Source organism: Nocardia implantans (genome assembly GCF_035544775.1).
GTDB classification, from domain to species: domain Bacteria; phylum Actinomycetota; class Actinomycetes; order Mycobacteriales; family Mycobacteriaceae; genus Nocardia; species Nocardia implantans.
This window is the reverse complement of sequence record NZ_JAYKYQ010000010.1, coordinates 201,566-227,879: the sequence shown is the minus strand read 5'-3', so window position 1 is coordinate 227,879 and position 26,314 is coordinate 201,566. Positions and strand designations below refer to the sequence as shown.

The window sequence follows — 26,314 nt, the reverse complement described above, 5'->3', positions numbered from 1 at the left end:
CCCAGAGGTTGCGACGAGACACGGCGCGCGAATGCGGGCCGCACGGTGGCTACCTCACATGAGCAACGGCAGAACTCCGATCAACGGGAACAAGACCTGTACAGGTTAACGACAACTCCGACCGATGCGCCAGTGCAATTCGGATCACACTTCGTCAGAACGACGCGCCGATCGCCACCGCCAGGCCCAGTTCCCGGCCGGGCTCACTCGTCCAGCCGCAGCGACACCTCATCCACGAGAACGAGGGCTTGGTCCACGTCAGTCGTTGCGCGAGTTCCGGCGGCGGGCTCTCGCGCGCCGCCGGTAGCGGCTCAGAGCTGAACGATCGAGGTCAGCGGGTAGTCGCCCTGCCGGGCGCGTCCGCCGAGGAAGCCGAGTTCCAGCACCACCGCGGCGGCGGCCACCTCGGCGCCGGACTGCTTGAACAGCTCCGCCGCCGCGGCGAGCGTGCCGCCGGTGGCGAGGACGTCGTCCAGCAGAAGCACGCGACGGCCGGCCAGATCGATGCCGTCCGCGGGAATCTCCAGCGCGGCGGTGCCGTATTCGAGGCTGTATTCCCGGCTGATCACCGGCGGCGGCAGCTTGCCCGCCTTGCGGACGGCGAGCACGCCGGTGCCGAGGGAGGCGGCGACACCGGCCCCGAGCAGGAAGCCACGAGCATCGACGCCGGCCACCAGATCGGCGTCGGGTGCGCACGCGGCCAGGCAGTCGACCACGGCGCGGAAGCCCTCGGCGTCGGCGAACACCGGGGTGAGATCCGCGAAACGCACACCGGGCGTGGGGAAGTCGTCGTGCCAACGGGTCAAGCGGTCGACCATCTCGGCGGCTCTTGTGGTCCGTTCGGCGGCTACATCCTCGGACTCGATCGCCGCGTGCTTGCTCATCGACACCTCTCCATGGTCACATCACCCACACCGTCTGTCACCGCTCGAGCACCCACCGGTCCATGTTCCAGCCCGTTCCGGCCTGGTTGGGGGCGGCGATCCCGTTGCGCAGCCCCTTGCCGAAGGCGATCGTGCGCGGGGTGGCGAACAACGGAATGCTCGGCAGCTCCGCCCACAGCAGGTTCTCGGCCTCGGTGAGCAGATTCAGCTGTGCGGCCGCGCTGTCGTCGGCCCCGAGCTGATCGGTGATCGCATCGTAACGGCCGCTGCCGTACCGTCCGAAATTGAGACCGTTTCCGGTGCGCAACGCGCTGGCCGCGGCCACTCCCGCCAGGGAGCCCGCCGGCCCGGGCGCCGACGCGGTGCTGCCGAGGACGGCGTCGACCTTGCCCTCGGTGAGCCGGGTGGGCGTGAAATCGGGCGCTGCGGCGTCCACCACGGTGATGCCCGCCGGTTTGCACGCTTCGGCGATCATGGCGACGGTCTGCGCGCGCCGGTCGTCCGGACCCAGGTAGCCGATCCGGACGGTGGGGTTCGGCGCACCCGAGGCGGCGACGGCTCTGGTCGCGTTGGCCACGTCGCCGCCGGAGTAGTTGTTCGACGCGCCGATGACCGCCGGGTAGAGCAGGGCGTCCTGTTGCACCACGTGCGCATTCAGCGGCCCGGAGCCCAGCCCGGTCTTCGGTGCGTCCGGCACCTTGCCGAGCTTGTCGAACAGCGTCTGGCGCGGCAGGCACAGCGCGAACGCCCGGCGCGCCTCGACGGAGGCGAACACTCCCCCGGTGGACAGCGTCAGTTGCTCGGCGCCGCGGCCGGGCAGGGTCTGCACCGAGAAGCCGTTCAGATCCAGGTCTTTCACCGAGTGCGCGCCGATGTCGAGCACACCGACGGCGTTCTCGCCGACCTTCTTCTTCACGTCCACGTTCTTCGGCCACACCACGATTCGCCCGGTCGCCGGTTTGTTGCCCCACCAGCGCTCGTTGGCCACCAGCACCAAACCGTCCTCGCTGCCGAAGGATTCGATGCGGTAGGGCCCCGACGAAGGGAACCGCGACAGGTCCAGCCGTCCGTCGGCCGGGATGGTCCAGCCGGTGTTCCAGAACTCCGCGATCCGGCCCAGCGCGTTCGGATCGCCGGTCTGCAAGGCCGACACCACGTTGGGCACGTTCGCCACGCGAGCCGCGACATGCGCGGGCATCAACTCACCGGCGGCGAACAGGTTGCGCCAGGGCAGATACCGCCTGCCGGGCCGGAACACGACCGTGGCGTCCCGCGAGCCGGGCTGGCAGTCGACCCGTTCGATGGCGTCGTAGCCGCTGGTGCTCGCGGCGTCGAAGAGCGGAACGGGCCCCCGGTCACCCGGCTTGGTGTACCGGCCGCTGCGGGCGGCCCACGCCAGCACCAAGTCGTCGCAGGAGGTCGGCACACCATCGGAGTACACGCCGTCGGGATTGAGGCGGTACTGGATGGTCTGCGACTCGCCCGGCACCTCCTTGGCGGTCCCGAAGTCGGTGTCGGCGACCTGCTGGCCGTCCGGACCGGTGTAGAAGAAGCCGGTCAGCACCCGGGCGAACACCGCGGAGGACCCGGAACTCGCCCCCAGCGTGCTGGCCCCGTTATAGGTGGCGATGGTGGCATCGGTCGCGTAACCGATGGAGGGCACCTGATTCTTGCTGGAGCAGCCGACCATCAGCCCGGCGGCCACCGTCCCCGCAGCGAGCGCTCCGATCAGTCGTACCGCACTGCGTGGCTGTCGCATGAAACCCCTTGCCTGGTGTCAGTTCCGCCTCTTGTGCCGTTTCCCGCTCGGGCGCGCGCCGGGACGCGGCGTCTGCCCGGCCGCGCGCTGCTTGCGCTGCGCCGGTTCGTGCTCTCGACCCGTTGCCATGCTCGCCCGGCGCTCGGCCGCGACGCCCGCACGGGCGCTGGCCGCGCCCGCCCGCTTGGCCATGACCTTCTTCGTGTGCGCCGCCACGGGCCCCCAGCGCTCCTTGATCGACACCAGTAGCGGAGTCGCGAAGAAGATCGAGGAGTACGTGCCGACCAGCAGACCGACCAACTGCACCAGCGCCAGGTCCTTCAGGGTGCCGACGCCCAGCATCCACACCGCGACCACCATCAGCCCGACGATCGGCAGGATGCCGATCAAAGCGGTGTTGATCGAGCGCATGAGCGTCTGGTTCACCGCGAGGTTGGCCTGTTCGCCGTAGGTGCGCCGAGTCAGGTGCAGAATACCGTGGGTGTTCTCCTCGACCTTGTCGAACACGACGACCGAGTCGTAGAGCGAGAAGCCGAGAATGGTCAGGATGCCGATCACGGTCGCCGGAGTGACCTCGAACCCGACCAGCGAATACACACCCGCGGTGACGGTGACGTCGAAGAACAGCGCCGCCAGCGCCGCGATCGCCATGTGCGTCTCGAAGCGGACCGCGATGTAGACCGCGACGAGCACGAGGAACACGGCCAGCGCGATGACCGCCTTGCGCGTGATCTGGCTGCCCCAGGTCTCGCTGACGTCCGAGGTGCTGATCGCGGCCCGGCTGGGATTGCCGGACTTGTCCTTGGGCTGGAACGTGGTGAACAGCGCGCTGTTGAGCGCCTCGACCTGCCTCTGGTCCAGCGCCTCGGAACGGATGAGCATGGTGGCCGAACCGCCGGTGCCGACGGTCTGCACCGAGACCGGATCGGTGCCGATCGCACCGCGGTAGACGTCCTCCACCGCGCTGGTGGTCGCGTTCCCCGCCGGGAACTGGATGCGCGAACCGCCCTCGAAATCGATGCCGAAGTTGAAGCTGCGGAAGAGGATGCTGCCCAGCGAGACCAGCACGATCACGGCGGTGATCAGGTACCACATCCGGCGCTTGCCGATCACGTCGATCGCGCCGGTGCCGGTGTAGAGGCGGTTGAAGAAGCCGTGCTTGGGCGTCTGCGGCTCGCCGACCGCGGCGAACACGTCGGTGATCTCGGTGGCGCTCGTCTTGTCCAGCGAGGGGGTGGTGTGGCTGTTGGTCATCGTCCTCACGCCTTCCCGAGTGCGGCCTCGGCCGCCTTCCGCTCGCGGGCGATCTGCTGGATCGCGCCGAGGCCGTTCACCGAGGGCTTGGACCAGAACGCCGTCCGCGAGGCCAGCAGCACCAGCGGCGAGGTGACCAGGAACACCACGACCACGTCGAGGATGGTGGTGAGGCCGAGGGTGAACGCGAAGCCCTTCACCTGGCCGACCGCCAGGATGTAGAGCACGGCCGCGGCGATGAAGCTGACGGCGTTGCCGGACAGGATGGTCCTGCGGGCGCGCTGCCAGCCGCGCGGAGCGGCGGAGCGGAAGCTGCGCCCCTCGCGCATCTCGTCCTTGATGCGTTCGAAGAACACCACGAAGGAGTCGGCGGTCATGCCGATACCGATGATCAGACCCGCGATACCGGCGAGGTCGAGAGTGAATCCGATCCAGCGTCCGAGCAGCACCATGATGCCGTACACCGCGAATCCCGAGGCCACCAGCGACAAGCCGGTGACGAAACCGAGCATCCGGTAGTAGGTGAGGCAGTACAGCAGCACCACCAGCAAGCCGACCGCTCCGGCGAGCAGGCCCGCCTTCAGCGAGGACAGGCCGAGCGTCGCGGACACGGTCTCGGCTTCCGAGGTCTGGAACGACAGCGGCAGCGAGCCGTACTTCAGCGTGTTCGCCAGTTCCTTCGCCGAGGTAGCGGTGAAGTTGCCGGAGATCTGGGTGCGGCCGCCCTGCTGCGGGCCCTGCTGCACGACGGGGGCGCTGACCACCTTCGAGTCGAGCACGAACGCGACGCGCTTGTAGACGTACTCGCCGGTCAGCGACGCCCATGCGTCGCTGCCGCCGGACTTGAAGTCCAAGTAGACCTCGTGCCTGGCCTGCTGCTGGTTCAGGCCCGAGCTGGCGTCCTTGATCTCCTGGCCGTCGATGCGGCTCTTGTCCAACAGGAACACCTCGTTGCCGTCGGTCGAGCAGGTCACCAGCGGCAGGGCCGGGTCGTCGTTGCCGGCGAGCGGATCGGCCTTGGTGCAGTCCAAGGCGGCCAGCGCGGCCTGCTGCACGGACGGGTCGGTGCTCTGTCGCACCGCTTTGGCCGCCTGGATCTCCTTGCTCGCCTCTTCGGTCGGCTCCAGGCCGGGAGCGGCGGGCGGCTGCGTCGGCTGCTGCGCGGGGAACACGCGCTGCTGCGGAGCGGGCTGGGTCGTCTCCGGCGCGGCGGGCTGCGTCGTCTCCGGCGCCGACGGCTGCGCGGCGGGCGCGGGCTCGGTGCCAGGCGCCGTCTGCGGGGTCGCGCCGCGTCCCGCCGCGGGCACGGCCTGCAGCACCGGTCGGATGTAGAGCTTGGCGGTGGTCGCCAGCGCGCGCGCCTGCTGCCCGTCGTCGCCGGGCACGGTGATCACGATGTTGTCGCCGTCGATGACGACCTCGGAGCCACCGACACCGAGGCCGTTGACCCGGTTCTCGATGATGTCCTGCGCCTTCTTCAGGCTGTCCTGGCTCGGCTTGCTGCCGTCGGGCGTGCGCGCGGACAGCGTGACGCGCGTACCGCCCTGCAGGTCGATACCGAGCTTGGGCGTCGGGGACTTGTCACCGGTGAAGAACACCAGCGCATAGATCACGGCCAGCAGCGCGGCATAGACACCGAGCAGCCGCAGCGGGTGCGCCGATCCCTGGGAAGGTGGCACAGTACGTCATCTCCTAGGCGGGAAGTCGAGGATGGAACATGCGGACGTGCACCAGCGACGCCGGGTGCGCGGACGGACGGCCGCGGCGACATCCGGCGAGCCGGGGCACAACCGCGGCGATCAGTCCTTGGTCAGGCGGGTCTCGGTCTGCTCGGCGGATTCCTCGACGGCGTCGGTGGTGTCCGAGCCGGTGGTCTCCGAGCCGGTCTCCTCGGTGCTCACCTGATCGTCGATGCGCACCTCACGGATGGCCTGGCGCAGCCACGTGGTGACCACGTCCTCGGCGATCTCGAGGTCGACCGTGGTGTCGTCGAGTTCGACCACGGTGCCGTACAGACCCGACGTGGTGACGACCTGATCGCCGATCTTCAGGCTGTCCTGCATCTGGGCGACCTTCTCGGCTTCCCGCTTCTGACGGCGGACACCGAGGAACATCGGCACGAGCAGGGCTACCAGTAGCAGCGGAAACAGCAGTTCCATCGTCGAAGTCAGTCCCTAGTTTCGTGGGTGGGATGGGCAAGTACCCCCACAGTCTGCCAGTTCGCCGCGCGGGCGCCACACCCGCACGCCGCTGGGCAGCCACAACTCCCTCATCGCACAACGGCTCGCCCGCCGGACACGCTCCTCGGGCGAGCCGCGCGACGGCCTCAGGCGGTCTTGCCGTAGACGTAGTCCTCCAGCGGGAAGCTCACCGCTTCGCGATGCGCGTTCAGCGTGCTGGTCGGCCGCAGCAGGGCGGCCTCGCCGTGCTGGTTGAAGTAGTAGCTGCGCGCGGTGGCGCAGTCGCCGCCGTAGAACACCGACGAGCCCAGCTTGTCGGTGACCCGGTCCAGGAACGCCGCGTTGGCCTGCTCGGTGACCTCGAAGGTGGTCTCGCCCCTACGGCGCAACTCGCCGAATAACCTGCCCATGTGCTTCATCTGGGCTTCGATGGTGGTGAAGTAGGACAGGCCGCTGTAGGAGTACGGGCTGTTGAGACTGAGGAAGTTGGGGAACTTCGGCACCGTGATGCCCTCATAGGCTTGGAACCGGTTGTCGCGCCAGAACTTTCCGAGATCCACCCCGTCCCGGCCGATAATCTCGATGGCCGGGAAGTTCACGTCCCACAGATTGAAGCCGGTGGCCAGGATCAGGGTGTCGATCTCGGTCTTGTGCCCGTCGGCGGTGACGATGCCGTCCGGCTCGATGTGATCGATCGAGTTCGTCTCCAGGCGCACGTGCGGCTGGTTGAACGTGGTGAAGTAGTGGTTGGAGAAGGTCGGCCGCTTGCACCCGAAGTCGTAGTGCGGTGTCAGCTGCCTGCGCGTCTGCTTGTCGCGCACCGACGCCCGCAGGTGCGCCTTGGCCAGCGCGCCCGCCCCCTTGTTCAGCAGCCGGGCCTGCTTGAAGTGCAGCACCCCCACCACCATCAGCGCCTCCAGCAGGCTGGTGTTGACCAGTCGCGCGGCCTTCTGCGTGGCGGGAACCCGCTCGAACAGCTTGCGCACCGGCGCGGGAATCGCGGTGTCGATCTTCGGGACCACCCAGATCGGGGTGCGCTGGAAGACCGTGAGCGCCCGCGCCTTCTTGGCCACCTCGGGAACCAGTTGCACGGCGGTGGCGCCGGTGCCGATGATCGCGGCCTTGCGGCCGGTGAGGTCGAAGTCGTCCTCCCACGCGGTGGTGTGGATGATCTTGCCCGCGAACGAGTCGATGCCGGGGAACGGCGGGGTGTAGGGCTGGGACAGGAATCCGGTCGCCGTGAGCAGGTACCGGCCGGTGACGGTTTCGCCGCCCGCGATCGAGACCGCCCAGTGCTGCTGCTCTTCGTCCCAGCGCGCGCCGTCGACGACGGTGCCGAAGCGCATGCGGCGGCGCAGGCCGTATTTGTCGGCGACGTGCGCGGCGTACTTCTTCAGCTCCTCGCCCGGCGCGAACAGCCGTGACCAGTGCGGATTCGGTTCGAACGAGTAGGAGTAGGTCACCGAGGCGATGTCGACCGCCAGACCGGGATAGTGATTGACGTGCCAGGTGCCGCCGAGATCGTCCTCCCGTTCCAGGATGACGTAATTGCTCAGGCCGAGCCGATCGAGCTGAATGCCAGCTCCCATGCCCCCGAACCCCGCACCGACTACGACCGCGTCGTATTGAGGCGCCACACCGAACCTCCTGCTATCTGAACCACATATCACGGAATGACACATCATTCCGTTTGTGATGACTGTATCATCGGGGAGGTGACGAAGCCATCCACGCGTGCCGAGCGACGCAAAGCCGAACTGCGCCAGGAGATCATCGACACCGCGTTCGTCTGTTTCGCGGAGAAGGGCTATCACGCCACCGGCATCGCCGACATCGCGGCACAGCTCGGCATCGGCCACGGCACCTTCTACCGCTACTTCAGCAACAAGCGCGACATCATCGACCACGTCATCGACGATCTGGCCGCGCGCATCATCGCCGCCCTCGGCACCGAGAACGCCCCGGACGCCGCCGCCTCCCTCGATGAATACCGCGCCCAGATCGACCGCATCGGCGTGGCCCTCACCGAGATCCTGCTCGCCGATCGCCGGGTGGCCCAGCTGCTGCTGTTCCATGCCACCGGCATCGACGACGAGCTCACGCAGCGGTTGTACGGACTGCTCGACACCGCCGACGCGCTCACCGCGGGCTATCTCGACCACGGCGTCGAGCAGGGCTACCTGCGCGCCGACCTGGACACGCTGAACACCGCGCGCGCGGTGACCGGCATGCTGATCGGGGGCATCGTCTACTCGCTGCGCGAACCCGACGAGGCCGCCATCGCCGGGCTGAACCAGGCCATCCGCCGCCTGCTCGTGGACGGCGTGCGCAAGGACTGAGCAACTCGGCAATCCCCCTGACATCGCCACCGGCGCTAGGGTGAGGCGCACTGATCCGACGCTCTCGCCAGGGGGACGGCCCTTGTTCGCAAAAGGCCATGCAATCGCGAAGTATTCCTTCCGAGCGGCCCGGGGCGGCGAGCCTGACAGAATGTCGCTCGTGACTCCGGAGGACGTGCGCAGCACCCGCTTCGCGACCCCGACGCTCGGGCATCGCGGCTACCACGCGGACGAGGTGGACGCCTTCCTCGAACTCATCGCCGCGACGCTGGCCGGACACGGCGATCTCGCCGCCGACGATCTGCGCCAGGTCCGTTTCGAAGCGCCCCGGCTCGGCCAGCGCGGCTACCGCGCCGATCAGGTGGACGAGTATCTCGACCAGCTGCGCGCCGAGCTGGAGTTCCGGCAACGCGGTGTCCGGCCGGTGCCCGCCGCGAACGGCGACGGCCAGGCCATGCTCACGTTCGACGACGTGCGGCGCATGCGATTCAGCCAGGCCCCGGTGGGCAGGCGCGGATACAACGAGGAAGAGGTCGGCGCGTTCCTCGATCTGGTCGCCGCGACCCTCGCGCACGGCGGGCCGGGCAGCCTCACCCTCGCCGATGTCGAGGCCGTTCGATTCACCGAGGCCCGGCGCGGCACTCGCGGATATCAGCGCGACGAAGTCGACGCCTTCCGCGATTTGGTCGCCGCCGCTCTGCGCCATCGCCGCTGACCGCGACCGCGATCCACCCCCGCGCGAATCATTCGAAGAGGTCGAGCGTGGGGTGCGGCTCGCGGCCGCGCACTTCGATGGAGCCGAACACCAGGTCGGGCGGCGGGACGAGACCGAGGTGCTCCCACGCGGCGGCGGTGGCGACCCGGCCGCGCGGTGTGCGCGCGACCATCCCGGCGCGCACCAGGAACGGTTCGCAGACCTCTTCCACGGTCGCGGCCTCCTCCCCGACCGCCACGGCCAAGGTGGACACGCCGACCGGACCACCGCCGAAACCACGGACCAGCGCGCCGAGCACCGCGCGGTCGAGCCGGTCGAGGCCGAGCACGTCCACGTCGTAGACCTCGAGCGCGGCCTGGGCGATGGGGCGAGTGATCCGGCCGTCGGCACGCACCTCCGCGTAGTCGCGGACGCGGCGCAGCAGGCGGTTGGCGATCCGGGGCGTGCCGCGCGAGCGGCCCGCGATCTCGGCCGCCGCCTCCTCCTCGATGACGACGCCGAGGATGTGCGCCGAGCGCTGCAGGATGCGCAGCAGCTCGCCGGGCTCGTAGAAGTCCATGTGGCCGGTGAAACCGAAACGGTCGCGCAGCGGGCCGGTCAGCGCTCCCGACCTGGTAGTGGCTCCGACCAGCGTGAACGGTGCGATGTCCAGGGGGATGGAGGTGGCCCCCGGCCCCTTGCCGACGACCACGTCCACCCGGAAGTCCTCCATCGCCAGGTAGAGCATTTCCTCGGCGGGCCGCGCCATCCGGTGGATCTCGTCGATGAACAGCACATCGCCCTCGACCAGATTGCTGAGCATGGCGGCCAGGTCGCCGGCTCGCTCCAGCGCCGGACCCGAGGTGATCCGCAGCGCGGTGCCGAGTTCGGCCGCGATGATCATCGCCATGCTGGTCTTGCCCAGGCCCGGCGGGCCGGACAGCAGGACGTGATCCGGTGTGCCGCCGCGCTGTTTGGCGCCGCGCAACACCAGCGCGAGCTGTTCGCGCACGCGGGGCTGACCGATGAAATCGTCCAGCGACTTCGGGCGCAGACTCGCCTCGATCTCGCCGTCGGACTTCAGATAGTTGGCGCTGACCTGCGACTCGCCGGGGTCCTCTGAATGATCCATGACGCCTTACCGGTTCTTGCCGAGCAGGCCGAGCGCGGCCCTGAGGGCGGCGGAGGTGTCGGCGGCGGGCTGTTCGGCCAGCACCGCGTCGATCGCCTGTTCGGCTTGTCTGGCCGCGAAGCCGAGGCCGACGAGCGCGTCGGTGACCTGCTCGCGCACGGGCGTGACGGCAGTGGGAGGTGCGGATCCGGGCGGACCGGACGGTACCGCAACCAGATTCACCTTGTCGCGCAGTTCCACCACCATGCGCTCGGCGCCGCGCTTGCCGATGCCGGGGACCCGGGTCAGCGCCGCCACGTTGCTCTCGGCCAGCGCTTTGCGCAGCGCCTCCGGCTCGAGCACGGCCAGCACCGCCATGGCCAGGCGGGGTCCCACGCCCGACACGGTCTGCAACAGGCCGAACAGGTCGCGGGCCTCGGTGTCGGCGAAACCGTAGAGGGTCATCGAGTCCTCGCGGACGATCATCGCGGTGTAGAGCCGGGTTTCCTCGCCCCGGGTGAGCCCGGCCAGGGTGGACGGGGTCGCGTTGAGCCGGTAGCCGACGCCGGCCGCCTCGATCACCGCGTGGTCGAGGGCGATTTCCAGCACTTCACCGCGTACCGACGCGATCACCCGTGCACCGCCTTCCGTTGTTCGGCCAGCCGCTCCTTGTATCGGCGCTGCGCCGCGGCCGCCTTGGCCTCCGCCGCCGCCATCCGCTCCAGCAGCGGCGCCCGCCAACAATGGCAGATCGCCAGCGCCAGCGCATCCGCCGCGTCGGCAGGTTTCGGCGCCGACGCCAGGCCGAGGATGCGCGTGACCATGGCGGTCACCTGCTTCTTGTCCGCGGCGCCGTTGCCGGTGACCGCGGCCTTCACCTCGCTGGGTGTGTGGAACGCGACCGGGATCCCCCGCCGAGCCGCGGCCAGGGCGATCACGCCGCCCGCCTGCGCGGTGCCCATGGCGGTACGGACATTGTGCTGGGCGAAGACGCGTTCGATGGCGACGGCCCCCGGTTCGTGGGTGTCCATCCAGCGTTCGGCGGCGTCGGCGACCGCGAGCAGGCGCTGCGCCAGCTCCATATCGCCGGGCGTGCGCACCACGCCGACGTCCACGGCGGTGACCTTCCGCCCCGATCCGCCGTCGACGATGCTGAGGCCGCATCGGGTGAGTCCGGGGTCGACGCCCATCACCCGCACGACAACCCCTCTCGCAGACACGAACAATTGTTCGAGAGTCTAGCGGAGGCTTCGCCTTTCACCCTCCAGCGACACAGCCCGGGCTATGCGCCGACGACCGTCGCCTCCCGCGCGGCGCCGGGCAATCCCAGCAACTCCGGACGGCTCGCGCGCGCCGCCCAGTGCCGCGCGGGATCGGCCACCATGCGCCGCGCCGTCAGATCCAGCAAGCCGCTGACGGTGGTCACCGTCGCGGCGACCACGCCGTCGGCGCGGGTCAGCACGTGCTCGACCCGGTAGGTCTTGCCCTCCCCCCACTGCCAGGCGCACGACACGTCCACGACGTCGCCACCGCGTAGTTCGCGCTGGAAACGCAGCACGGTCTCGAGGTTGACCGGGCCGAGGCCGGACGCGATCAGGTCCTCGACCGACACACCCGCCGCCTGCACACAGGCGAAACGCGCGTGATCGGCGTATTGGTGATAGGCCGCGCCGGTGACGTGCAACTGGGAATCCAGATCGGACACCCGGACTTCGATGCGGGTACTGAACGACACGCGCCGACTATGCCGGCGGGCACCGACAAGTTTCGCCCACCGGCGACGCGGCCGCCGGAGCCGAGGTGTCAGAGCCTGGAGACCTGCCGCGCGAACGCACCGTGCGCCCGCTCGTCGAAAAGGACGAACCGCACCTGCGAGACCTCCGTCTCGGTCGCGCGAACGGTTTCCACGGCGATCCGCGCCCCGTCGTCCATCGGCCAGCCGAAGATTCCGGTCGAGATCGCCGGGAACGCGACCGTGCGCGCCCCCAATTCGTCCGCGACACGAAGGGATTCGCGATAACAGGAGGCCAGCAGCGCGGAGCGGTCCTCGGTGTCCGACCACACCGGCCCGACGGTGTGGATCACCCACCGCGCGGGAAGCCGACCCGCCGTGGTCGCCACCGCCGCTCCGGTGGGCAGTCCCCTGCCGTAGTGCGACGCCCGCAATCGCCGGCATTCCGCCAGGATCTCCGGGCCGCCGCGCCGGTGGATCGCTCCGTCGACTCCCCCGCCGCCGAGCAGCGACGAGTTGGCCGCGTTGACCACCGCGTCGACCTCCTGTTCGGTGATGTCACCGCGCACCAGCATGAGTTCGACCATGGTCGCATTCTGCCTCGCACGCCACGCCGACGCCGAGGACCCCGCGCCGACGTCTCCGGCGCCACCGCAGGTTTCCCCGGCAGGCCCGGGGGCCGAACCAGCAGCACACCTTTCATCACGGGATCTCCCTGCTGCACGGCTGGCTGCCGGTGACCGTCGCGCTCTTGGCCGCGCCGATCATGCTGGTCGCCGTCGCCCGGCGCGGGAGACGATGGTGGCTGATCCAGCTGCCGCTCTGCGTCGTGGTCGGCGTCGCGGCGGCGCCGGCGGCCGAGTGGTACGTGGCCGACGAGGGATTCGCGTGTTCCCTGCCATGGCCGGCCGGTCGCGTGGGCCTGCCCGCGCCGGCCGCCGACTGAACGCCGGCCCGCGAGCGCACCGGCGTTCAGTTCGCCGCCAGGTCGGCTCGCGTGCGGAACGTGCGCCGATAGACCTGCGGTGACACGCCGATCGCGTCGGCCAGGTGTTGACGCAACGAGGTCCCGGTGGCGAACCCGACCTCGCCCGCGATGCGATCGACGGTCAAGTCGGTGGTCTCCAGCAGATGTCTGGCGCGGAAGACGCGCTGCTGGATCAGCCAGCGTCCCGGGCTCATGCCGACCTCGTCGCGGAAACGCCGGGCGAAGGTGCGCTTGCTCATCCGGGCGCGCACGGCCAGTTCGTCGACGGTCAGCGGATGACTGAGGTTCTCCAGTGCCCACTGCCTGGCCGCGGCGGTCCCGGCCGAGGTCTGCGGCGGCACGGGTTGCTCGATGTACTGCGCTTGACCGCCATCGCGCCACGGCGGTACGACGCAGCGGCGCGCGACCGCGTTCGCAACGGCACTGCCGTGATCGCGTCGCACCAGATGCAGGCACAGGTCGAGTCCCGCCGCCGCGCCGGCCGAGGTGAGGACGTCGCCGTCGTCCACATAGAGCACGTCCGGGTCGAGACGCACCCGCGGAAAGGCGCGCCGGAACAAACCGGCCTGATTCCAATGCGTGGTGGCCGGTCTCCCGTCGAGCAGGCCCACGGCCGCGGCGATGAAGGCGCCGGTGCAGATCGCGACGATCCTCGCCTGCTCCGGAATCCGCGCCAACGCGTCGAGCACCGGCTGCGGCAGCGTGCCGGTGACCGCCGTCGTGATGTCGCAGGCGGGCAGCACCACGGTGTCGGCGTCGCACAAGGCGCGGCTGTCGTGGGCCACCGCGATGTCGAAGTCGGCGGCGCTGCGCACCGGACGACCGTCCACCGTGCAGGTGATCACCTCGTATCTACCTGCGGCACTGCCGAACACGCGATTCGGGATACCCAGTTCGAAGGGGTAGACCCCTTCCAACGCCAGCACCACCACCCGATGGGGCGCGGTCGAAGTCATGGCACGATCATATCGAAGAATGGCAATCGTGCCATTTTCTTCGCCGCCGGGTCCCGGCAGGCTGACAGCCGTGACCGAAATCGACAGCACCGCGACCATGCGCGCGATCAGCCAGCAGACCCTTGGCGGACCCGAGGTGCTCACCGAAGTGAAACTGCCGCAGCCGGTGGCGGGCCCCGGCCAGATCCTCGTCCGGGTCCGCGCCGCCGGACTCAACCCGACCGATTGGCGCCACCGCGCCACCGCCGGACTTTTCCTCCCCGAACCGCCGTTCGTCCTCGGCTGGGACGTCTCCGGCGAGGTCGCGGCCACCGGCATCGGCGTGACCCTCTTCCGCCCGGGCGACGAGGTGTTCGGCATGCTCCCGTATCCGCACGGCCACGGCGCCTGCGCCGAATACGTCGTCGGTCCTGCGCGTGCTTTCGCCCCCAAACCGGGCACGCTCGACCACACCCAGGCCGCGGCGATCCCGCTCGCGGCGCTCACCGCATGGCAGGCGCTGGTCGACACCGCCGGGCTCGGCGCAGGACAGCGCGTCCTGATCCACGCGGCGGCGGGCGGCGTCGGCCACTTCGCGGTCCAGATCGCCAAAGCGCGCGGGGCGTACGTCATCGGCACCGCCAGCGCGCCGAACCACGCGTTCCTGCGCGGCATCGGCGCCGACGAGGTGATCGACTATCGCGACACCGACGTCGCCGAGGCCGTGCGCGACGTCGACGTGGTGCTCGACTCGATCGACGACGACAACAGCATCCGGTCGCTGCGCACCCTGCGGCCCGGCGGGCTGCTGGTGACGCTGCGGGCCTTCGGCGCGGTCGACTTGGCCGCCGAGGCGGAGGCGCTGGGCGTGCGTGCGATCCGGATGCTGGTGGAACACGATCACTCCGGCATGCTCGCCCTCGCCGGACTGGTCGAATCCGGCGCGCTGCGCCCGACGATCGCCCGGTCGTTCCCGCTGTCGGCGGCCGCCGAGGCACACGCGCTGGGCGACACCGGGCGAACCGTCGGCAAATTGGTACTCACTGTCCCATGAAATGTGCCACGATCAGGGCGTTCGCGCTTCTACCATCCGAGGATGAGCAAAGGCGCAAAAGCAGTCCTCGAAGGCGGGCCGCAAGATCTGCCCGCGCGCATCGTCCCGATCACCCCGCCGGGGGTGGAATTGAAGGTGCCGTTCCGCGGCGGATACGAGCACTTCAAGGTCACCCAGCGGGAACAGGACACGCCCGAAGGGCGGCTGCGCGTGTACGAGTGGTGCGATCGCACCAGGATCGCGGAGTGAGTCCGGCCCCACCTTCCCGGCGGCGGTGAAGCGCCGACCGGAAGGTGGCGGCGCGATCGCCGAACTACTCGGGGCGGCCCGTGCATGGACCGGCCGCCCCGATTTCGCGCACCCTCATCCCGCGGTGCGGGGATGCCGCGCGAGGTGGATCGCTCAGTCCTCGAGTTGGGCGAGCACGTCGTCCGGGATGTCGACGTTGGTGTAGACGTTCTGCACGTCGTCGCTGTCTTCGAGGGCGTCGACGAGCTTGATCACCTTGCGGGCGCCGTCGAGGTCCACCGCGACCGACACCGACGGCTGGAAACCGGACTCGGCGGAGTCGTAGTCGATGCCCGCGCTCTGCAGGGCGGTGCGCACCGCGATGAGATCGCCGGGCTCGCTGATGATTTCGAACGAATCACCGAGATCGTTGACCTCCTCGGCGCCCGCGTCGAGCACGGCCAGCAACACGTCGTCCTCGGACAGGCCGTTCTTCTCCAGGGTGACGATGCCCTTGCGATGGAACAGGTAGGCCACCGAGCCCGGGTCGGCCATATTGCCGCCGTTGCGCGTCATCGCGACCCTGACCTCGCCCGCGGCCCGGTTGCGATTGTCGGTGAGGCATTCGATCAGCACCGCGACGCCGTTGGGGCCGTAACCCTCGTACATGATCGTCTGCCAGTCGGCGCCGCCGGCTTCCTCGCCGCCGCCGCGCTTGCGGGCGCGCTCGATGTTGTCGTTGGGTACCGACGACTTCTTCGCCTTCTGGATGGCGTCGTACAAGGTCGGGTTGCCATCCGGGTCACCGCCACCGGTCCGGGCCGCCACCTCGATGTTCTTGATCAACTTCGCGAACAGCTTGCCGCGCTTCGCGTCGATCGCAGCCTTCTTGTGCTTGGTGGTGGCCCATTTGGAGTGGCCGCTCATTCCCTACTTCCTTCAGGTCGGTGGCACGTCTGGTCGTGTGTACGGTACCGGCACGGCCGGGCGGACAACTTCCCCAGCCTACTCGGGCCGCCGCCGCGGCCGTGCAGAGCGGCCCCGACTACGCGGCGGCCGAGCGGACCATCTCCACGAACATGTCGTGCACCCGCAGATCACCGGTGACCTCGGGATGGAACGACGTCGCCAGCACGTTGCCCTGCCGCACCGCGACAATCCGGCCCGCGGCGGGACCGTCCGGCACGGTGGCCAGCACGTCGACGCCCGCGCCTGCCCGCTCGACCCAGGGCGCGCGGATGAACACCGCGCGCACCGGCCCTCCGGTCAGCCCGGCGAACGGCAGGTCGGTTTCGAACGAGTCGACCTGACGGCCGAACGCGTTGCGCCGCACCGTCATATCGATGCCGGACAGATGCTCGGCGTCCGGGCGGGTGTCGAGCACCTCCGAGGCGAGCAGGATCATGCCCGCACAGGAACCGAACGCGGGCATGCCGTCGCGCAGGCGCGCGCGCAGCGGCTCCAGCAGTTCGAAGACCTGCAGCAGCTTGCTGATCGCGGTCGACTCGCCGCCGGGCAGTACGAGCGCGTCCACGGCCGCGAGTTCCGCCTCCCGCCGGACCAGCACGGGTTCGGCGCCGCATTGCGCGAGTGCGGCGACGTGCTCCCGGACGTCGCCTTGCAACGCGAGCACGCCGATCGTGGGACGGGACTGCTTCTGTCCGGCGCCCGCGGCGGGTGCGGCGACCGAGGTAGCGTTCACGCCGGAAAGTTTACGAGCCCTGCCGATGTGGGCCCGCTCACGGTCGGCTGCGTGCTGGTTCAGTCCCGCAGCGTGCGGATGAGGCCTTCCTGCACCACGGCCGCGACGAGCGTGCCCTCGCGGGTGAAGATTTTGCCGCCGGTCAGTCCACGGCCGAAGGCGGCCGACGGCGAGGACTGGTCGTAGAGCAGCCATTCGTCGGCGCGGAAGGGGCGCAGAAACCACATCGCGTGGTCGAGCGAGGCGTTCTGGGTCGGCTCGTCGGGATGGATGACCTTCGAGGAACCCAGCAGCGTCATGTCGCTCATGTAGGCGAGGGTGCACACGTGCACCAGCGGGTCGTCGGGTAGCAGGTGCCGGTAGCGGAACCACACCTGCTGCTGGGAGACCACGCCGTCGCGGCGGGAGACGTTCTCCTGCGGGACCATGCGGATGTCCCAGTGCTCCCACTCGCGCATCGCCCACAGGCGTTCGGGGGACATCGTGGTGCTGGCGTCGGGCAGATCGTCCGGCATCGGGACATCGGGCATGACGTCCTGATGCTCGGGGCCCTCGTCACCGACGTGGAACGACGCCGACATGGTGAAGATCGCGGCGCCGTCCTGGATGCCGGTCACCCGCCTGGTGCAGAACGACCGCCCGTCCCGGATGCGTTCGACCTGGTAGACCGTCGGCTCCTGCGGATTGCCCGGACGCAGGAAGTATCCGTGCAGCGAGTGCACCTGGAATCGCGGTTCCACCGTCCGGACCGCGGACACGAGCGCCTGGCCGGCAACCTGGCCGCCGAACGTGCGCTGCAGCTGGGTCTTGGTGGACGCGCCACGGAAGATGTCCCGCTCCAGCCGCTCTATCTCCAGCGCCTCTTCGATTGTCGCCATGCGCTGAGATTATCCCGGCCGCTGCCCGCGGCGCCGCTCGGCCGCCGGTGAACGCCCGGCAACGCCCACGCCGCACCGGCCGTGACGCTTTTGCTGAGATGGACGAGTGCCGCGCTTCCTGCCCATCACCCCCGACGCACTCGTCGAGCAGGTGATCCAGCCTGTGCTGTCCACGACGTCGCACACGGTGATCACCGTCGACGGGGCGGATGCCGCCCAGCCGGTGGCCCTCGCGGAGCGGATCACCGAGGCGCTGCGCGCGGCCGGCCGATCGGCCGACGTGGTCTCCGTGCACGACTACGTGCGGCCTGCGTCCCTGCGCATGGAGTTCGGCCGCACCGACGAGATGTCCTATCGCACCGCGTGGTTCGACTACGCCGCGCTGCGCCGGGAAGTGGTGGACGCGCTGCGCGAGCACGGCCGGTGGCTGCCCGCGCTGTGGGACGAAGCGACCGACCGCTCCGCACGCGCCGCGATCCGCACGGCGCCACCCGCCACCACCATCGTGGTCGCGGGCCCGATGCTCGCAGGCCGCCATATCGACCCCGATCTGAGCCTCCGGCTGGACCTGTCCGAGGCCGCGCTCCGCCGCCGCACCCCGGCCGACGCGCAGTGGACCGTTCCCGCCCTGCTGCGCCACGATGCCGAGAACCCATGTACACCGACATTCTTCGTGCGGTGGGACCATCCCGATCGCCCGGCGCTGCGGGTCGGTGAGGACCGGGCGGACTGAGTTCCGCCCGTCCTTGCCGATTCCCGTTCGTCACGGTGCGGGATGTTTCTCGGGACTTCTCATGTTTTGATGCGCATAGTCGCGTACCTATATGTGCGTCTCGACCACCGTCGCCCCGCGATCAGACCAACCGATGCCCGCCGTCCACGTGCAGGACCGTGCCGGTGATGAAGGGATTGCGCATCACGCCCAGCATCGCCTGCGCGATGTCGGAAGGGCGGCCGATGCGGCCGACGGGCAGCCGCGCGGCGAGCTGCTGATGACGTTCGGTTTTCGCGGGCCCGGCGATGGCGTCCCAGATCGGTGTGTCGACCCACCCCGGCGAGACCACGTTGACGCGGACCGGGCCGAGTTCGAGGGCCAGCGCGTAGGCCAGCGAGGCGAGGGCGCCGTTGACGGCCGCCACCATGGCGCCGCCCGGGGCGGGGCGATAGGCCGCGATGCCGGAAGTGAACGTCAGCGAGCCGCCGGGGGCCACCCGGGCGTGTTTGGCCAGCAGCATGGGCCCGATCAACTTGGCGGAGACGAGGTTTCGCGCCAGATCGGCGTCGAACCGGTCCAGCTGCTGATAGGCGCCGGTGACGTCGGCGGCGGTGGTGACGACATGATCGGCCGGTTCCGATCCGGCGAACAAGCGCTCGAGGTCGGCTTCGCGGGTGACGTCCGCGACGACCGAGCGCACCGTGCCCGGTCCCCCGGACAGAGTGCGCTCGGCCGCGGCCAGTCGTTCGGCGGAACGGCCCGCGATGGTGACCTGTGCGCCTTCGTCGATCAGCGACGCGGCCAGCGCCAGTCCCATGCCGGAGCCGCCGCCGACGATGACGACGCGTTCGGGTGTTGTACTGCTTGCTGTCATGACTCCACCCGACCATCGCCATGGTCGGGTGTCCATGTCGCGCTGCCGAATACGCCTTAGGCTCGGACTAACATCGCGGGTCCGTGGACCGATTCGGCCCAAGGATCTCGGTGGACGGCCACCGCGAAGCGACCCGTCAGGCGGCGCAAGCCGGGGATTGCTGGTTCAGGTTGGCCAGCGCCTGGCAGGCCCAGGCCTTCTGGACCTTCCACTTGCCGTCTTCGAGGACGAACGGAACGTCGACCTGGTTCGGCTGCCCGTTGATGGTGAACGTGGCCTGGGCGGTGACAGTGTCACCGAAGGCCGTCACACCCGTTACCACTGCCGTGGCGTTGGCCTGCTGAAACGCCTGGGCCAAGCGGTTGGGCAGGCTCGGGTCGGCCTGGATGCCCTGCACGAGGTCGAGCTTCTCCTCGTTCGGCACCGAGGGGTCGAGCGCGCGCTGCAGGTTGGCGTTGAGTTCCTCTTTGGTGGGCGGGGCGGGTACGTTCGCGGTCGCCGACGCGGCGGCGGTGGTGGTGGTGTGGCTGGAGCTGTGCGAGTCGCTCTTGTCGTCGCTGCCGCAGGCGGCCAGGCTCAGGGCGGCCGCAAGGGCCAGGCCCGCCGCTGCGATGCGTCCGGTCTCGAGAAGCTTCAACTGTTCGTCCTTTGCACTCGGATCGATCCGACGGTGGTGGGGCGCGATGTGGCCGGGGGGCCATCGAATGGCGAAGCTACTGAGCGTGATTGTGAGAACCATGAGACGACCTTCTGGCCGCCGTAAGAAGTGAACCTAGCATCGGAAGCGTCCCCGGCGGGCTCATTCCGGCGACAGTTCGGCCGTCAGTGCCGTGAGCAGCGCCGCCACGGCCGGATCGCGCACCGTGGCGCGCCAGGCGATCGCATAGGTCACCATCAGGGGCGCACCCCGCAACGGCCGCCAAACCAGACCGGGCAGTCCGTCAGCGCGCGCGGAGCTGAGCCCGATCGCGTCAGGGCGCGACGGCAGCACGGCCAGCATCTGGGCATGCCCCATCGCGCTGTCGCTGAGCCGTACCGCGGCGCCGTGGCCCGCGAGCGTCCGCAACAGCGAATCATGCAGCCCCGCAGCGGATTCCCGGGCGAACAAGATCAATTCCTGCCCGCTCAGCTCGGTGGGGTCCAGCGGCATGGCACCGGCGAGGGGATGCCGCTCGGACATCACGACGCCCAGTTCCTCGCGGGCCACCGGACGTTGCGCGAAGCGGTCGGGCAGGTCCACCGGGGCGCGCACCAAGGCGAGATCGACTTCGTCGTCGTCGAGAAAGCGAACCTGGTCGGCGGTGGTCCCCCCGGTGAGCACCATCCGCGCGCCGGGCAGCGCCGCGGCGAGCAGACTACCAATACGGGTGGGCAGCCAGGGCGGGACGCCGTTGAGCAGTCCCAGGCGCAGTACCGGGGCGCCTCCTACGGCGGCACGCCTGGTCGCGCGCATCGCCTCGTCCATCGCGCGCAGAACGTCGCGGCCGGAACGCAGCAGCACCGCGCCCGCGGGCGTCAATTCCACCCGCGGCTCCCGGACCAGCAGGGGACCGCCCACCTCCCGTTCCAGCACCTTGATCTGCTGGCTGAGCGTCGGCGTCGAGATGAACAATCGCTGCGCGGCCCGGCGGAAGTGCAATTCCTCCGCCAGAACCACGAAGTACCGCAACTGCCGCAACTCCACGCGGCAGACGCTACCGGCCGCGGATCACCAGCCGCGCTCGGCCAGGCGATGCGGCTGGGCGATCTCCTCGACGTTGATGCCGACCATGGCCTCACCCAGACCACGCGACACCTTCGCCAGCACATCCGGATCGTCGTAGAAGGTGGTGGCCTTGACGATGGCGGCGGCGCGCTGCGCCGGGTTGCCGGACTTGAAGATGCCCGACCCCACGAACACGCCCTCGGCCCCGAGCTGCATCATCATCGCGGCGTCGGCCGGAGTGGCGATGCCGCCCGCGGTGAACAGCACGACAGGCAGCTTGCCCGTCTCGGCGATCTCACGGACCAGCTCGTAGGGCGCCTGCAGCTCCTTGGCGGCGACGAACAGCTCGTCCTCGGGCAGGGACGACAGCCTGCGGATCTCCTGGCGGATCTTGCGCATGTGCGTGGTCGCGTTGGACACGTCACCGGTGCCCGCCTCGCCCTTGGACCGAATCATGGCCGCGCCCTCGGTGATCCGGCGCAGCGCCTCGCCGAGGTTGGTGGCGCCGCAGACGAACGGCACGGTGAAGTTCCACTTGTCGATGTGGTTGGCGTAGTCGGCGGGGGTGAGCACCTCGGACTCATCGATGTAGTCGACGCCGAGGCTCTGCAGGATCTGCGCCTCCACGAAGTGGCCGATGCGGGCCTTCGCCATGACCGGGATGGAGACCGCGTTGATGATGCCGTCGATCATGTCCGGGTCGCTCATCCGGGAGACACCGCCCTGGGCCCGGATGTCGGCGGGGACGCGCTCCAGCGCCATCACCGCGACCGCACCGGCGTCCTCGGCGATCTTGGCCTGCTCCGGCGTGACGACGTCCATGATCACCCCGCCCTTGAGCATCTCGGCCATGCCGCGCTTCACGCGGGCGGTACCGACGGTCTGGGTGGTCTCGGGGGTGGTCACAGCAAACTCCTCCAGGCATCGCGCCAATCGATCACTCGCATTCGAACGCCACGATTCTAGGTGGCCGCAAAAGGCCACCTGATAGCCAGTTGGAGCGCACTGGCCTGGTGCGATCCCGGTACGGACGCTTTACGCCGGGAAGGCTCGGCTGCCCAGCCGTCCCGGCGCCGCACCGGCCTTCCCGGTCCGCGCCCGGCGTCCGATCACAGCGGGCCGACCACCAGCAATTGCGCCCAGTACTCCGCGGCCGCGGGGCCGATCAGCGGCAACAGGAAATCGAACAGCAGGTACGACATGAATCAACTACCTCCACGACCGAACAGGAACAGCACCGCCGACGGCGGGACCACGACACCGAAATCACATGCGTCCCTGACATCGATACCCTCCGGCGCCCTGGATCATCGCGACGCTATCACGATCGTGAAGCACATCACATTCGTTCCCGGACCGGTCAGCGGATGGAGCGGACCTCCGGATCGCCGGTCCCCGACGCCGCCTCGGCCGCTCCGGCCAGCAGCTCGTCCAGGTGATACGGGTAGACCGTTTCGCCGGAGCGGTCCAGCGCGACGATGTCGGCGGCGGTGCACCATTTGTGCCCGGTGATGGAGCGGCGTTCGATGAGGGTCCGATTCGCCGCGTGCGGTTGGAATCCCCGCGTGCGCAGCGCGAAGAACAGCTCTTCGGAGCGGATCAGCTCACCGTCGAACGGAAAGACCGCGACCCGCCGCCAGATCGGGCCACGCAGGTCGGCCGGGTCCGCGCGATACCCGGTCTCTTCGTACAGTTCCCGGACCGCCGCCGCGCGCAGGGTCTCCCCCGGCTCGACGCCGCCGCCGACGGTGAACCAGAACGACACCTCGGGCGTCTTCGGATCGTTCCCACGCATCAGCAGGGTCCGGTCGTTCTCGTCGAACAGCACGACACGGGCAGTGGTACGGATGGTGTCCACCGCGAGACCCGTGGACGCGGCGGGTGTCGCGCGCTCGGTGATCTCGAAGTAGGACGGTAAGGGGGCGGTACCCCCGAGGTGCAGCATGCGGACCGGGCGGCGCGTGCGCAGCGCCAGCGTGTCGCGCACGGCGTCGTTGTGGAAGCGGCGGGCGATCAGCACCCTGGCCTCGGCGTCGGCCAGCTCGGCGACCAGTTGCGGGCGCAGCGTGCCGATGTCGACCGCCGACAGCGCCGTGGACAACCGGTTCTCCACCGTCTCCCGCTCGGCGCGGCCCGCGCGCTCGGCCCGGTCCGCCAGCGCCGCCAGTTGAGCGGCCTGCTCCGCCATGGCCGGATCGGACACCGGACCCGCGATCGCCATCGCGACCGACCTGGCCACCACCGCGCGCCGCGCCAGCGCCGCGTCGAGCGCCTGCCAGGACTGGTCGGAGCGCACGTGCAGCCGGTCGAGCCGGTTGGCGGTGGAATACGCCCACAAGCCGATCGCGACGACCACAGCGGCGATCAGCGCGAGGACGAGAACGGTGGTCGCGGAGAAGGTGATCATCCTGCGGCCCGCACTCTCGTGTCGCCCACGGTCACCGTCTCGTAGACGCGCAGGATCTGTTCGGCCACCACCGGCCAGTCGTACTCGCCGACGACCTGGGTGGCGGTACGCACCAAAGCCTCTCGGCGCACTTCGTCGGTGAGCACGGTGTGCAGCGCGGAGGCCAGGGCCGCGGAGTCGCCGACCGGGACCAGCATGCCCGCCGTTCCGTCCCGCAGCACCCGGCGGAAGGCGTCCAGTTCGCTGGCCACGACCGCGGTGCCCGCCGCCATCGCCTCGATCAGGATGATGCCGAAGCTCTCGCCGCCCAGGTTCGGCGCGACATACACGTCCGCGCTCCGCATCGCCGAAGCCTTCTCCTCGTCGGACACCTGCCCGAGGAAGCGCAGATGGCCGGCCAGCTCGCCGGCTTCGCGGCGCAACCGGTCCTCCTCGCCGCGGCCGACGATCAGGATCTCGACGTCGGGGTGCTCGCGCACCAGTTCGGGCAGCGCGCCGAGCAGCACCTGCATGCCCTTGCGCGGCTCGTCGTAGCGCCCCAGGAACAGCACCGTCCCGCCGGGCCGCGGATAGCCCGGCAGCATCGGCGCGCGAGCGAAGGCCGGGACGTCGACACCGTTGGGAATCTCGACGGCGTCCGAGCCGAGCGCTTCGACCTGCCAGCGGCGCGCGAGTTCGGACACCGCGATACGACCGAGGATCTTCTCGTGATACGGCCGCAGCACCCCCTGAAAAGTACTGAGCACCAGGGATTTCGTCGTCGAGGTGTGGAAGGTCGCCACGATCGGGCCCTCGGCGATCTTCAGCGCGAGCATGGACAGGCTGGGCGCGTTCGGCTCGTGGATGTGCAGCACGTCGAAGTCGTTGCCGTCGATCCATCGGCGAATCCTGGTGTAGGCCATGGGCCCGAACGACAGTCGCGCCACCGACCCGTTGTACGGGATGGCCACCGCGCGCCCCGCCGACACCACGAATTCCGGCAGTGGAGTGCCCTCCGAGGCGGGCGCCAGAACACTCACCTTGTGCCCGCGTTCGATGAGCACCCGCGCCAGTTCGACCACATGCGCCTGCACCCCACCGGGGACGTCGAACGAATAGGGGCAGACCATGCCGATCTTCATGGCGATACGTCTCCCTGCTCGGCTTTGATGCTCGCCTGCGCGGCGCCGATTCTGGCACGCCGCTGCGGCGAGAGATCGCTCTCCCACAATGGTTGCAGCATGTGCCAATCCGCGGGGTGCTCGGCGATATTCGCCGCGAAACGGTCGGCGAGCGCCTGGGTGGCCGCGGCCACGCCACCGGAAATATCCAGCGGCGCTTCGGTTTTCAGTCCCCAGTTCTCGCGGCCGTCGGCGTCCACCTCGAACCACGCGTGCACCGGCAGCAACGCCGCGCCGGTCTCGATGGCGAGTTTCGCCGCGCCCGCGGGCATCCAGGTGCGCTCACCGAAGAAGTCCACGGGCACACCCTTGCCGGTGAGGTCGCGTTCGCCCATCAGGCACACGATCTTGTTCTGCCGTAGGCGGTCGGCCAACCGGCCGAACGGCGGCTGCTCGCCGCCGGTCAGCGGGAACACCTCGAAGCCGAGGCTCTCCCGGTAGGCGACGAACCGCTCGAACAGCGACTCCGGCTTCAACCGCTCGGCGACGGTGGTGAAGCCGCCGTAGTGCTGCACCAGCCAGACGCCCGCCATGTCCCAGTTGCCGGAGTGCGGCAGCACCAGGATCACGCCCCGGCCGTTCGCGAGCCCGGCATCCAGGTGCTCGAGCCCGCCGACGTAGTAGTCGATCGCGGTGTGGTCCATCGTGGGCAGCCGGAACGCCTCCCGCCAATACCGTGCGTAGGAGCGCATACTGGCGACGATCAGTTCGTCGGGCACATCGGCGGGAAGGACGCCGAGCACGCGCGCCAGATTGCGCCGCAACTGGTCCGGCGCGCCGCCCGCGTGGAATTCCCGATTGGCGCGCCGGGCGATCCGGTCGGCGCCCCACTCGAACAGCCGCCGCGCCGTCGGCTCCGGCAGCGCACGCACCACCCGCCAGCCCGCCGCGTATCCGGCGGCGCCGAGTTGTTCCCCGATCGTCATCCCCGCTCCCGAGCCGCTGGTCCGCACGTGATCGTCGCGAATACCCGGGCGCCACCGTCGATCGGTTCGCGCCCGGCACCGAGTGCGGTCACGACGGAAGTCCCGAAGTGCCTGCGCTGCCCGCGCCGGGTCGCTGCACCTGCGCGGCCGGGATCACGGTGCGCGCCCCGGGCGAGTTGCGCACGGCCAGCACACGCTGCACCACGGTGACGATGCTCAGCACGGCGAGAATCCACATGGCCACATGCACGGCGTAGGTGAGCCACTCGATGCCCCAGTAGCCGCCGATCCCGGTGAGTCCGGCGCCAACCAGCACGATGATCAGCCGGTCCGGCCGCTCGATGATGCCGCCGTCCGCGGAAAGGCCGCTGGCTTCGGCACGCGCCTTGGCATAGGAGATCACCTGCGAGGTCACCAAGACGACGAGCGTCGCGGCGAACAACGGCCTGTGCTGCTCGTGGTACACCGCCCACCAGGCCAGCCCGCCGAAGATGGCGCCGTCGGCCAGCCGGTCACAGGTGGCGTCCAGCACCGCGCCGTATTTCGTGCCACCGCCACGCGCCCGCGCCATCGCCCCGTCGAGCATGTCGAACATGACGAACAGCCAGATCACCATGGTTCCCCAGAACAGGTGTCCGGTCGGGAAGAGGGTGACGGCGGCGAGGATGGAGGCGGTGGTGCCGATCAGCGTCATGCTGTCCGGTGTCAATCCGGTGGCGACGAGCGCGCGGCCCAGCGGAGCCGTCGCCTTGGCGAACGTCTCGCGGCCGAAGAAACTCAGCACGGCCG

General features: G+C 69.6%; 30 protein-coding genes. 6 read left to right on the top strand and 24 right to left on the bottom strand.

What is annotated here, in order from left to right; translation table 11 throughout:
• Nucleotides 1–154 precede the first annotated feature (154 nt).
• The 7 genes from U3653_RS24045 to U3653_RS24015 form a co-directional block, all read right to left on the bottom strand.
• The gene (locus U3653_RS24045; protein WP_195082405.1) at nucleotides 155–262 is read right to left on the bottom strand and encodes a DUF4291 family protein; all 108 of its coding nucleotides are present in this window, start codon (nucleotides 260–262) and stop codon (nucleotides 155–157) included.
• A 49-nt stretch (nucleotides 263–311) separates the two neighbouring features.
• Nucleotides 312–884 carry an adenine phosphoribosyltransferase gene (locus tag U3653_RS24040; protein WP_067811329.1) on the bottom strand — a complete coding sequence of 191 codons (573 nt, stop codon included), beginning with the start codon at nucleotides 882–884 and terminating at the stop codon, nucleotides 312–314.
• A 37-nt stretch (nucleotides 885–921) separates the two neighbouring features.
• On the bottom strand, nucleotides 922–2,643 hold the full coding sequence (locus U3653_RS24035) for an ABC transporter substrate-binding protein (RefSeq protein ID WP_195082285.1): 1,722 nt from the start codon (nucleotides 2,641–2,643) through the stop codon (nucleotides 922–924).
• An 18-nt stretch (nucleotides 2,644–2,661) separates the two neighbouring features.
• Nucleotides 2,662–3,897, bottom strand: coding sequence for a protein translocase subunit SecF (gene secF / locus U3653_RS24030; RefSeq protein ID WP_195082284.1), 1,236 nt, complete (start codon nucleotides 3,895–3,897; stop codon nucleotides 2,662–2,664).
• A 5-nt stretch (nucleotides 3,898–3,902) separates the two neighbouring features.
• The gene (gene secD, locus U3653_RS24025; protein ID WP_195082283.1) at nucleotides 3,903–5,576 is read right to left on the bottom strand and encodes a protein translocase subunit SecD; all 1,674 of its coding nucleotides are present in this window, start codon (nucleotides 5,574–5,576) and stop codon (nucleotides 3,903–3,905) included.
• Between the two features lie 120 nt (nucleotides 5,577–5,696).
• Nucleotides 5,697–6,056 (bottom strand): preprotein translocase subunit YajC, encoded by a 360-nt coding sequence (yajC, locus tag U3653_RS24020; RefSeq protein ID WP_195082282.1) that lies wholly within the window; start codon nucleotides 6,054–6,056, stop codon nucleotides 5,697–5,699.
• Between the two features lie 167 nt (nucleotides 6,057–6,223).
• On the bottom strand, nucleotides 6,224–7,714 hold the full coding sequence (locus tag U3653_RS24015; RefSeq protein ID WP_195082281.1) for a flavin-containing monooxygenase: 1,491 nt from the start codon (nucleotides 7,712–7,714) through the stop codon (nucleotides 6,224–6,226).
• 36 nt (nucleotides 7,715–7,750) lie between these two features.
• On the opposite strand from U3653_RS24015, the gene U3653_RS24010 reads away from it, so the two are divergent.
• Both U3653_RS24010 and U3653_RS24005 read left to right on the top strand, forming a co-directional pair.
• Complete coding sequence (locus tag U3653_RS24010; protein ID WP_195082280.1) at nucleotides 7,751–8,416, top strand: TetR/AcrR family transcriptional regulator; 666 nt, start codon at nucleotides 7,751–7,753, stop codon at nucleotides 8,414–8,416.
• 151 nt (nucleotides 8,417–8,567) lie between these two features.
• Nucleotides 8,568–9,131, top strand: a complete 564-nt coding sequence (locus U3653_RS24005) for a DivIVA domain-containing protein (protein WP_195082279.1) — start codon at nucleotides 8,568–8,570, stop codon at nucleotides 9,129–9,131.
• A 28-nt stretch (nucleotides 9,132–9,159) separates the two neighbouring features.
• On the opposite strand, the gene ruvB is transcribed toward U3653_RS24005, so the two are convergent.
• From ruvB to U3653_RS23980, 5 genes are all read right to left on the bottom strand, one after another.
• Nucleotides 9,160–10,242: a Holliday junction branch migration DNA helicase RuvB gene (gene ruvB, locus U3653_RS24000; protein WP_195082278.1), complete on the bottom strand. Its 1,083-nt coding sequence runs from the start codon at nucleotides 10,240–10,242 to the stop codon at nucleotides 9,160–9,162.
• Nucleotides 10,243–10,248: 6 nt separating this feature from the next.
• Complete coding sequence (gene ruvA, locus U3653_RS23995) at nucleotides 10,249–10,854, bottom strand: Holliday junction branch migration protein RuvA (RefSeq protein WP_195082277.1); 606 nt, start codon at nucleotides 10,852–10,854, stop codon at nucleotides 10,249–10,251.
• Nucleotides 10,851–11,420 (bottom strand): crossover junction endodeoxyribonuclease RuvC, encoded by a 570-nt coding sequence (gene ruvC / locus U3653_RS23990; protein WP_195082404.1) that lies wholly within the window; start codon nucleotides 11,418–11,420, stop codon nucleotides 10,851–10,853. The genes ruvA and ruvC overlap by 4 nt, the downstream gene beginning before the upstream one ends.
• 83 nt (nucleotides 11,421–11,503) lie before the next feature.
• Nucleotides 11,504–11,956, bottom strand: coding sequence for an acyl-CoA thioesterase (locus U3653_RS23985; RefSeq protein ID WP_195082276.1), 453 nt, complete (start codon nucleotides 11,954–11,956; stop codon nucleotides 11,504–11,506).
• 68 nt (nucleotides 11,957–12,024) lie between these two features.
• A complete protein-coding gene (locus tag U3653_RS23980) occupies nucleotides 12,025–12,540 on the bottom strand; it encodes an O-acetyl-ADP-ribose deacetylase (protein ID WP_195082275.1) in 516 nt (171 codons plus the stop codon).
• Between the two features lie 149 nt (nucleotides 12,541–12,689).
• Here U3653_RS23980 and U3653_RS23975 point away from each other — a divergent pair, with 149 nt between their 5' ends.
• Nucleotides 12,690–12,899, top strand: a complete 210-nt coding sequence (locus tag U3653_RS23975) for a hypothetical protein (protein ID WP_195082274.1) — start codon at nucleotides 12,690–12,692, stop codon at nucleotides 12,897–12,899.
• A 26-nt stretch (nucleotides 12,900–12,925) separates the two neighbouring features.
• On the opposite strand, the gene U3653_RS23970 is transcribed toward U3653_RS23975, so the two are convergent.
• The gene (locus U3653_RS23970) at nucleotides 12,926–13,897 is read right to left on the bottom strand and encodes a GlxA family transcriptional regulator (RefSeq protein WP_195082273.1); all 972 of its coding nucleotides are present in this window, start codon (nucleotides 13,895–13,897) and stop codon (nucleotides 12,926–12,928) included.
• Nucleotides 13,898–13,994: 97 nt separating this feature from the next.
• Here U3653_RS23970 and U3653_RS23965 point away from each other — a divergent pair, with 97 nt between their 5' ends.
• Entirely contained in the window at nucleotides 13,995–14,930 is a 936-nt protein-coding gene (locus tag U3653_RS23965; protein WP_195082403.1) for an NADP-dependent oxidoreductase, read from the top strand.
• Nucleotides 14,931–14,972: 42 nt separating this feature from the next.
• A complete protein-coding gene (locus U3653_RS23960; protein WP_195082272.1) occupies nucleotides 14,973–15,179 on the top strand; it encodes a DUF5988 family protein in 207 nt (68 codons plus the stop codon).
• Nucleotides 15,180–15,332: 153 nt separating this feature from the next.
• Here U3653_RS23960 and U3653_RS23955 read toward each other — a convergent pair whose 3' ends face one another.
• The 3 genes from U3653_RS23955 to U3653_RS23945 form a co-directional block, all read right to left on the bottom strand.
• Nucleotides 15,333–16,085: a YebC/PmpR family DNA-binding transcriptional regulator gene (locus tag U3653_RS23955; protein ID WP_195082271.1), complete on the bottom strand. Its 753-nt coding sequence runs from the start codon at nucleotides 16,083–16,085 to the stop codon at nucleotides 15,333–15,335.
• A gap of 118 nt (nucleotides 16,086–16,203) precedes the next feature.
• Entirely contained in the window at nucleotides 16,204–16,860 is a 657-nt protein-coding gene (gene pdxT / locus U3653_RS23950; RefSeq protein ID WP_195082270.1) for a pyridoxal 5'-phosphate synthase glutaminase subunit PdxT, read from the bottom strand.
• 59 nt (nucleotides 16,861–16,919) lie between these two features.
• On the bottom strand, nucleotides 16,920–17,738 hold the full coding sequence (locus U3653_RS23945) for an acyl-CoA thioesterase (RefSeq protein WP_195082269.1): 819 nt from the start codon (nucleotides 17,736–17,738) through the stop codon (nucleotides 16,920–16,922).
• Between the two features lie 106 nt (nucleotides 17,739–17,844).
• Between U3653_RS23945 and U3653_RS23940 the strand changes: the two genes are divergently transcribed.
• Entirely contained in the window at nucleotides 17,845–18,471 is a 627-nt protein-coding gene (locus U3653_RS23940; protein WP_195082268.1) for a nucleoside/nucleotide kinase family protein, read from the top strand.
• 121 nt (nucleotides 18,472–18,592) lie between these two features.
• On the opposite strand, the gene U3653_RS23935 is transcribed toward U3653_RS23940, so the two are convergent.
• The 8 genes from U3653_RS23935 to pgsA all read right to left on the bottom strand — a co-directional run bounded on the left by U3653_RS23935 (nucleotide 18,593) and on the right by pgsA (nucleotide 26,309).
• Nucleotides 18,593–19,327: an SDR family oxidoreductase gene (locus tag U3653_RS23935; RefSeq protein ID WP_195082267.1), complete on the bottom strand. Its 735-nt coding sequence runs from the start codon at nucleotides 19,325–19,327 to the stop codon at nucleotides 18,593–18,595.
• 136 nt (nucleotides 19,328–19,463) lie between these two features.
• Nucleotides 19,464–19,964, bottom strand: a complete 501-nt coding sequence (locus tag U3653_RS23930) for a WKL family lipoprotein (RefSeq protein WP_195082266.1) — start codon at nucleotides 19,962–19,964, stop codon at nucleotides 19,464–19,466.
• Nucleotides 19,965–20,126: 162 nt separating this feature from the next.
• Nucleotides 20,127–21,011, bottom strand: a complete 885-nt coding sequence (locus U3653_RS23925) for a LysR family transcriptional regulator (RefSeq protein WP_195082265.1) — start codon at nucleotides 21,009–21,011, stop codon at nucleotides 20,127–20,129.
• A gap of 24 nt (nucleotides 21,012–21,035) precedes the next feature.
• Nucleotides 21,036–21,938, bottom strand: coding sequence for a pyridoxal 5'-phosphate synthase lyase subunit PdxS (gene pdxS / locus U3653_RS23920; protein WP_195042546.1), 903 nt, complete (start codon nucleotides 21,936–21,938; stop codon nucleotides 21,036–21,038).
• 454 nt (nucleotides 21,939–22,392) lie between these two features.
• Complete coding sequence (locus tag U3653_RS23915) at nucleotides 22,393–23,436, bottom strand: NUDIX hydrolase (RefSeq protein WP_195082402.1); 1,044 nt, start codon at nucleotides 23,434–23,436, stop codon at nucleotides 22,393–22,395.
• Nucleotides 23,436–24,560: a glycosyltransferase family 4 protein gene (locus U3653_RS23910; protein ID WP_195082264.1), complete on the bottom strand. Its 1,125-nt coding sequence runs from the start codon at nucleotides 24,558–24,560 to the stop codon at nucleotides 23,436–23,438. Before U3653_RS23910 ends, U3653_RS23915 begins: the two co-directional genes overlap by 1 nt.
• Entirely contained in the window at nucleotides 24,557–25,525 is a 969-nt protein-coding gene (locus tag U3653_RS23905; protein ID WP_195082263.1) for a phosphatidylinositol mannoside acyltransferase, read from the bottom strand. Before U3653_RS23905 ends, U3653_RS23910 begins: the two co-directional genes overlap by 4 nt.
• A gap of 88 nt (nucleotides 25,526–25,613) precedes the next feature.
• Nucleotides 25,614–26,309, bottom strand: a complete 696-nt coding sequence (gene pgsA / locus U3653_RS23900; RefSeq protein ID WP_195082262.1) for a phosphatidylinositol phosphate synthase — start codon at nucleotides 26,307–26,309, stop codon at nucleotides 25,614–25,616.
• Nucleotides 26,310–26,314: the final 5 nt, after the last annotated feature.

Bases quoted from the DNA above. Each gene is read 5' to 3' on its own strand.
- U3653_RS24040 (WP_067811329.1), bottom strand. From the start codon at position 884: ATGAGCAAGCACGCGGCGATCGAGTCCGAGGATGTAGCCGCCGAACGG.
- U3653_RS24035 (WP_195082285.1), bottom strand. From the start codon at position 2,643: ATGCGACAGCCACGCAGTGCGGTACGACTGATCGGAGCGCTCGCTGCG.
- secF (WP_195082284.1), bottom strand. From the start codon at position 3,897: ATGACCAACAGCCACACCACCCCCTCGCTGGACAAGACGAGCGCCACC.
- yajC (WP_195082282.1), bottom strand. From the start codon at position 6,056: ATGGAACTGCTGTTTCCGCTGCTACTGGTAGCCCTGCTCGTGCCGATG.
- U3653_RS24010 (WP_195082280.1), top strand. From the start codon at position 7,751: ATGACACATCATTCCGTTTGTGATGACTGTATCATCGGGGAGGTGACG.
- U3653_RS24005 (WP_195082279.1), top strand. From the start codon at position 8,568: ATGTCGCTCGTGACTCCGGAGGACGTGCGCAGCACCCGCTTCGCGACC.
- ruvB (WP_195082278.1), bottom strand. From the start codon at position 10,242: ATGGATCATTCAGAGGACCCCGGCGAGTCGCAGGTCAGCGCCAACTAT.
- U3653_RS23980 (WP_195082275.1), bottom strand. From the start codon at position 12,540: ATGGTCGAACTCATGCTGGTGCGCGGTGACATCACCGAACAGGAGGTC.
- U3653_RS23970 (WP_195082273.1), bottom strand. From the start codon at position 13,897: ATGACTTCGACCGCGCCCCATCGGGTGGTGGTGCTGGCGTTGGAAGGG.
- U3653_RS23965 (WP_195082403.1), top strand. From the start codon at position 13,995: ATGCGCGCGATCAGCCAGCAGACCCTTGGCGGACCCGAGGTGCTCACC.
- U3653_RS23960 (WP_195082272.1), top strand. From the start codon at position 14,973: ATGAGCAAAGGCGCAAAAGCAGTCCTCGAAGGCGGGCCGCAAGATCTG.
- U3653_RS23955 (WP_195082271.1), bottom strand. From the start codon at position 16,085: ATGAGCGGCCACTCCAAATGGGCCACCACCAAGCACAAGAAGGCTGCG.
- U3653_RS23945 (WP_195082269.1), bottom strand. From the start codon at position 17,738: ATGGCGACAATCGAAGAGGCGCTGGAGATAGAGCGGCTGGAGCGGGAC.
- U3653_RS23935 (WP_195082267.1), bottom strand. From the start codon at position 19,327: ATGACAGCAAGCAGTACAACACCCGAACGCGTCGTCATCGTCGGCGGC.
- U3653_RS23910 (WP_195082264.1), bottom strand. From the start codon at position 24,560: ATGAAGATCGGCATGGTCTGCCCCTATTCGTTCGACGTCCCCGGTGGG.
- U3653_RS23905 (WP_195082263.1), bottom strand. From the start codon at position 25,525: ATGACGATCGGGGAACAACTCGGCGCCGCCGGATACGCGGCGGGCTGG.